Here is a 6,317-nt window from a genome sequence, read left to right as displayed (position 1 = left end):
GGCGCCGCGGGGGGGTTCTGTGGAGGGTGTGCCGGTCCGGCGGCGGGGGCCCGGAACGCCGGCGCGCGCTAGGTGTGGCCGCGCACCTGCGGCGAAGTCGCTCTAGCCGGCACTCACGCTGCGACCGGCGGACTTGAGGTCGTTGCAAGCCTCGACGACGCGGGCGGTCATGCCGGCCTCTGCCTTCTTGAGGTAGCTGCGCGGGTCGTAGGCCTTCTTGTTGCCGACCTCGCCGTCGACCTTCAGAACGCCGTCGTAGTTGGAGAAGAAGTGTCCGGCGATGGGACGGCTGAACGCGTACTGGGTGTCGGTGTCGACGTTCATCTTCACCACGCCGTACTCGAGAGCCTCTTCGATCTCGCTCTTCGCCGATCCCGATCCGCCGTGGAAGACGAAGTCGAACGGCTTGGAGCCCGATGCCAGGCCCAGCTTCTCCGACGCGACCTTCTGGCCGTCCGCCAGCACCGACGGCTTGAGCTTGACGTTGCCCGGCTTGTAGACGCCGTGCACGTTGCCGAACGTCGCCGCCAGCAGGTAGCGCGAGCCCGCGTCGCCTGCGCCGAGGGCCTCGACGGTCTTGAGGAAGTCCTCGTTGGAGGTGTAGAGCTTGTCGTTGATCTCCGCCTCGACGCCGTCTTCCTCGCCGCCGACGACACCGATCTCGACCTCGAGAATGATGTTCGCTGCCGCCGCGCGGGCGAGCAGGTCCTTGGCGATCTCGAGGTTCTCGTCGATCGGGATGGCCGAGCCGTCCCACATGTGCGACTGGAACAGCGGGTTCTTGCCTGCGTCGACGCGCTCCTGTGAGATCGCGATGAGCGGCCGAACGTAGGTGTCCAGCTTGTCCTTGGGGCAGTGGTCGGTATGCAGAGCGATGGTGACGTCGTACTTGGCGGCGATCACGTGCGCGAACTCGGCGAGCGCCACAGCGCCGACGACCATGTCCTTGATGCCCAGTCCCGAGCCGAACTCGGCTCCACCGGTCGAGAACTGGATGATGCCGTCGCTACCCGCGTCGGCGAAGCCCTTGATGGCGGCGTTGATGGACTCGGAACCCACACAGTTGATTGCCGGAAAGGCGAACTTGTGTTCCTTCGCCCGGCCCAGCATCTCGGCGTAGACCTCGGGAGTTGCGATAGGCACGGCGTCATTCCTCCATTGAAAAGTTCGGTTGTGTCCTGTGCAGTATGGCAACCTCCGAGCCCGGTGTCGTGCGTACCCGCATCGCTGACGTCATTACGCGGGAGATCGAACAGGGCAGCGTGTTCACAGCCGGGCGACACCAACTACGGAGGGACTTCCCGGTTCAGGCCGGTAGTGTGGGCGCGGTGAGTCTTCTAGCTGCCTCGGAATCGGTGACGACCAATCTGGCGTTGTTACCTGGATTTCTCGACCCCGTGAACCTGCTCAACTCCTTCGGTCACTGGGTGCTGATCGGGCTGCTGCTGGTCGTGTTCATCGAGTCCGGGCTACTATTTCCGCTGCTCCCAGGCGATTCGCTCCTCTTCACGGCCGGCTTGATCGCAGCGTCGAAGTCCACCGAGATCGAGCCGTTCGCGTCCATCTGGACTCTCGTGATCCTGATTCCGATTGCGGCAATCCTCGGTGATCAGGTCGGCTATCTGATCGGCACGAAGGGCGGCGCAGCCCTCTTCAAGAGCAACGATTCGCGCTTCTTCAAGAAGAAGTACATCGACGAATCGCACATATTCTTCGAGAAGCACGGTCCGATCACCATCATCCTGGCGCGCTTCGTGCCGATCGTGCGTACGTTCGCACCGGTCGTCGCCGGTGCGTCGCACATGAAGTACTCACTGTTTCTCACCTACAACGTCGTCGGCGGCGTGCTCTGGGGCGCGGGTGTAACCACCCTCGGTTACCTGCTCGGGCAGATCGCGTTCATCCGCGACCACGTCGACATCATCTTCCTGCTCATCGTCGCCGTCTCCGTACTGCCCATCGTCATCGAGGTCGGCAAGCGCATGATCAAGGCCCGCAAGACTCCGCTCGGGGAGGCCACCGACATGATCGAGGCAGACGCCCCGGACACCAAGTCCTGATCGAGATCTTCCGAAAGTGATCGAGTCCATGTCGTCGATTACCACTGCGCTGCCGACCGTCTCCGTTCAGGCCGTCGGCAGTTTCGGTCCGCTGGAGACAGCAGGCCCCCTCGTCGTGTGGATCATCGTCATGACTTTCGTCTTCATCGAATGCGCGGTGATCATCGGATTGTTCCTGCCGGGAGATTCGATGCTGATCACGGCAGGAATCGTGATGGCGACCCACGCGTCGGGCACCGGTCACATCTGGGCGCTGTCGCTCGGTGCAATGGTCGCCGCCATCGCCGGCAACCAGGTGGGGTACTCGATCGGTCACCGCACGGGCTCGACGCTGGTGGCCCGCAAGAACGGCAAATACCTCAACACCAAGAACCTGCACAAGGTCAATCTCCTGCTGGAAAAGCACGGATTCTGGGCGGTGCTGGTCGCGCGATGGATCCCCTGGGTGCGCACCCTGTGCCCACTCGTCGCCGGTGCCGCGAAGATGGATCACCGCAAGTACACGATCGCCAGCACACTCGGTGCCATCATCTGGGCTCCGGTGCTGTTGCTGATCGGGTTCTACTTCGGCTCGTTCATCGACGGCATCCCGTGGCTGATGCCCGCCGTCCTCATCGGCATGGTCGTGCTGCTGGTCGTCGGAACCGGACTCGGCATCTGGCAGTACCGCAAGGAAATGGCACGCCCCGAAGAGACCATCGAGGTCGAAGAGGTCGTGGAGTAGCGGCTCTAGAAACCTGGCAGGAGTGGAGCCTGCGGAACGACTCAGAAACCTGGCAGGAGTGGAGCCTGCGGAACGACTCAGAAACCTGCAGCTGCGACGCGGTATGCGGCTTCCATGAGCATCCATCCGCCCAGTTGGACCGAGAGGTCTCGCTCGGGTACGTCGGACGGTCGGACCGTTCCTTCGGTGAAGCTGGCGATGTGCAGACCTTGCCCCGGGAATCGGGCTTCGCGGGTCCAGTCGGCTCCGAACAGCGGGTTGTCTTCCACTTCGAGGCGGTTCTCCCACGCTGCTTCGGCCGAGTTCAGCACGATCGCAGCTGCGAGTTCGCGAGCTCGGTCGTCGGCGTCGGAGTCCCCGGGCAGCTTCACCGCGACCATCGCCAGGTACCGCGCGAGGATCGGGTTGAACAGGCCACCGTCTCCCCCACCGCCGCCGGTGATGACGAGGTTGCGGGTCAGGTGGTTGTCGACTGCGTCGACCAGAGCGTGGACTCGGTGCGCGTGCCTGGGTTCGCCGAGCCGAACTGCGAGTTCGGTCTCGAGGCCCAACGTGACGCCCTGGCAGTAGCTGTACACGGCGCGTTCCATATCACCGGGTTTGCCGGCATCGACGAGTGCGCGAGTGGAATGCATTCCGTCGAGAATCAGCCCCGTGCGCTCGTCCCTGAGGGTGTGGTCCATCCAGTCGGCCATCTCCTGGGCACGCCACAGCCGACCGGTGCGCGCCAACAAGATCGCGGCCGGACCGTTGGCGGGTGCGTTGTAGAAGTCGGACTTCTTGCGCCACGGAATGCCGCCGCCCTCGGCCGGAGCCCAGGCGTCGAACAATTCCATCTCGATCTGCTGGATGCCACCGCGATTGCCGACGAAGTGCTTCCGCTGCGCCCGTTCGAGCGCCAACCCGAGCCACGCCATGTCGTCGTAGTAGTTGTTGGTCCACCCGCTGACGTTGCGGGTTCGGTGCGCTCGGGTGATCTTGTTCAGTCGCCGACGGCGCTTGGGGGTGAGATCGCGATCTGCGGCGTCGACCGCGCAGTCGAGCAGGTGGGCCTGCCACCAGTAGTGCCAGCGCAGGAACATCCGTTCCTTCCGGACCGGTGGCCAGGCGACGACTCCCAACGTCGTGCCCGGTAGCCCCCAGAGCCGACGCATGTGCCGCGCGACGACGGCCCCCTCCGCGGCGTCCGCACGCTGCGACCACAACTCCTGCATACCCGCAATCCTGCCACTACCGTTGCAGATTCGTTACATCCCGCCCCGGAAACCGCCCCCGAAACCGTTCCGGAACCCGTGGTGGTGTCACCACGCAGTATCGATGTCGGCATGCCGCCGAATCCACGAGTGCATGGCAATTCCCGCGGCAACCCCGGCGTTGATACTGCGGGTGGAACCGAACTGGGCGATCGATACGGTCATCGACGCCGATGCGCGGGCACTGTCGGTGACGCCCGGTCCCTCTTGTCCGAAGAGCAGCAGGCAGTCGCGCGGCAACTCCGCCGTCTCGATCGGCACCGACCCCGGGGTGTTGTCGACGGCCACGACGACGAGGCCCTGCTCCGCGGCGAACGCCATCAGCGCTTCCACCGTGTCGTGGTGGTGGATGTGCTGGTAGCGGTCGGTGACCATGGCACCGCGGCGGTTCCACCGACGTCGCCCGACGATGTGCACCGCCTGGGCGGCGAAGGCGTTCGCGGTGCGCACCACCGTCCCGATGTTGGCGTCGTTGGTGAAGTTCTCGATGGCGACGTGCAGCGAATGCCGTCGGGTGTCGATATCGGCGACGATGGCCTCGCGCCGCCAGTAGCGGTAGGCGTCGACGACGTTGCGGCGGTCACCGCCTGCGAGCAGTTCCGGGTCCAACCGCGGGTCGTCGGGTGGTGGTTCGACGTGGGTGTCGGACCACGGTCCGACACCGTTGGGGTTCTCGCCCCACTCGGTGGGACCGGCATCGTCCGACGGAGGAGTGCTGTCGCTGCTCAATAGATTTCGTTGCTGTCCGGTGCGATGCGGAATCCGTGTCCGGTCGCGTCGTCGACGCACGAGATGCCGTTCTCGGCGGACGTGCAGGTGAATCCGTTCTCGGCGATGGTCGCCCCGACCGCGAGCGGCGGATCGATCGTTTCCCCACCCGAGGTGTAGACCACGCCGCCGGAGCACATGAAGGCCGCCGGCCCTTGATTGGTAACTCGAATACCGTTGCCCCAGTTGATCATGCAATCCTCCGGCCGCGGCGGCACCGGAGTGGTGGTGCCCTGACACCCGGCCTCGGTGCGGTTCGACAGCGGCACGATTCCGCACTGGAACAGACCGTCCGGGGAACTGAAGTAGAACGCGCCGCCGATGGCGGCGTACGTCGTCTGCGGTTCTGCGGTGGGCGGCGGCTCGACCGGAGGCGGGGGCGGCGGGAGCGCTTCTTCCGTCGTCGTCACCGGCGCAGGAGTGGTGGTTGCCGTGGTCGTCGTCGGCGCGAGAGTGGTGGTCGACGGCTGCGGCGGCGGCTGGGCAGCGGACTCACTGCTGCAACCGGCGAGTACCAGCGCCGCGGCCCCGATTCCCACCGACCAGGCTCGAAACCGACCCATTCGCCTTGCCCTGCTCGAACGCAACCTGCTCGAACCCCACGTACTCAGCATGAAGAAACCCCGACCCACCTTTCGACACCGATTGCTCGAAAGACCGACGATACCGGCGTCAGGGCCGGCATCGTTCGGCGACGAGTTCTAGGTGTGGCTCAGGCGCCGGTTGACCTCGCGAGTAAGCCACGCGGGCGAGAAGCGCGAGCCGAGCGAGAGCGCCTTGGACGGCAAGCCGACCGGAAAATGCACCTTGTGCAGCCGACGCTTCACCGGCCGGGTCGCGTCGAAGATCGCGTCGGACACGTCTTTGACGGTGAGCCGGACACCCAACGAACTCGTGGTGCCCGTCGACACGCCCTGGGTCATCGCAGTCTGGACGAACAGCGGCCACATGGCCTTGACCGAGATGTCGTACTTGCTCCACTCGAGGTCCAACGCCTCGGTGATGCCGCGTACCGCGAACTTGGTTGCGCCGTACGTCACCAACTCGGGCTGACCGTAGATGGCCGACGCCGAACACAGGTTGACGACCTGCGCGCCTGCCGTGTCCTTGAGGTACGGGAAAGCCGCGAGGGTGCCGTAGACGACCCCGTTGACGTTGATGTCGATCTGACGGCGGTGCACCGAAAGCGGCATGTCCTCGAAAGCGCCCGCGGCGAGGATTCCGGCGTTGTTGATCAGAATGTCGAGTCGACCGTCGCCCTCGGAAACGAACTCCTTCAACCGGGTTTCCCACTGGTCGGAGTTGGTTACATCCAAGATGCCGGTGACCACACGGCCGCTGAGCGAGGCAGCTTCCTTGCCGAGCGATGCCAAGCCGGTCTCGTCGATGTCGTAGGCACCGACGAGGTAGCCACTGGCGGCGAACTTGAGGGCCGTCGCGCGGCCGATACCGGCAGCTGCGCCTGAGATGAAGACAGTTGGTCGAGTCACATCGATCACCGTACATGTAACC

The 6,317-nt window shown here is 64.8% G+C and carries 7 protein-coding genes; 2 read left to right on the top strand and 5 right to left on the bottom strand.

The features are described from left to right. Window positions 1–102: 102 nt before the first annotated feature. Window positions 103–1,143, bottom strand: coding sequence for a class II fructose-bisphosphate aldolase (gene fbaA, locus R4P47_RS18965; RefSeq protein WP_068053901.1), 1,041 nt, complete (start codon window positions 1,141–1,143; stop codon window positions 103–105). A 176-nt stretch (window positions 1,144–1,319) separates the two neighbouring features. Between fbaA and R4P47_RS18960 the strand changes: the two genes are divergently transcribed. Both R4P47_RS18960 and R4P47_RS18955 read left to right on the top strand, forming a co-directional pair. Next, window positions 1,320–2,060 (top strand): VTT domain-containing protein, encoded by a 741-nt coding sequence (locus R4P47_RS18960; RefSeq protein ID WP_394855338.1) that lies wholly within the window; start codon window positions 1,320–1,322, stop codon window positions 2,058–2,060. 28 nt (window positions 2,061–2,088) lie between these two features. Beyond that, entirely contained in the window at window positions 2,089–2,784 is a 696-nt protein-coding gene (locus R4P47_RS18955) for a DedA family protein (RefSeq protein ID WP_068053945.1), read from the top strand. A gap of 77 nt (window positions 2,785–2,861) precedes the next feature. Here R4P47_RS18955 and R4P47_RS18950 read toward each other — a convergent pair whose 3' ends face one another. From R4P47_RS18950 to R4P47_RS18935, 4 genes are all read right to left on the bottom strand, one after another. Then, window positions 2,862–3,998: a glycoside hydrolase family 76 protein gene (locus R4P47_RS18950; RefSeq protein WP_317785448.1), complete on the bottom strand. Its 1,137-nt coding sequence runs from the start codon at window positions 3,996–3,998 to the stop codon at window positions 2,862–2,864. 87 nt (window positions 3,999–4,085) lie between these two features. Next, on the bottom strand, window positions 4,086–4,766 hold the full coding sequence (locus R4P47_RS18945) for an RNA methyltransferase (protein WP_317549778.1): 681 nt from the start codon (window positions 4,764–4,766) through the stop codon (window positions 4,086–4,088). Next, a complete protein-coding gene (locus tag R4P47_RS18940; protein WP_317785447.1) occupies window positions 4,763–5,368 on the bottom strand; it encodes a DUF6636 domain-containing protein in 606 nt (201 codons plus the stop codon). Before R4P47_RS18940 ends, R4P47_RS18945 begins: the two co-directional genes overlap by 4 nt. A 138-nt stretch (window positions 5,369–5,506) precedes the next feature. Then, window positions 5,507–6,295, bottom strand: a complete 789-nt coding sequence (locus tag R4P47_RS18935) for an SDR family oxidoreductase (protein WP_068053942.1) — start codon at window positions 6,293–6,295, stop codon at window positions 5,507–5,509. Window positions 6,296–6,317: the final 22 nt, after the last annotated feature.

This window comes from Rhodococcus sp. IEGM 1370 (assembly GCF_033142325.1).
Lineage (GTDB): Bacteria > Actinomycetota > Actinomycetes > Mycobacteriales > Mycobacteriaceae > Rhodococcoides.
The sequence above is the reverse complement of the archived record's forward strand: the minus strand, read 5'-3'. Positions and strand labels throughout refer to the sequence as shown.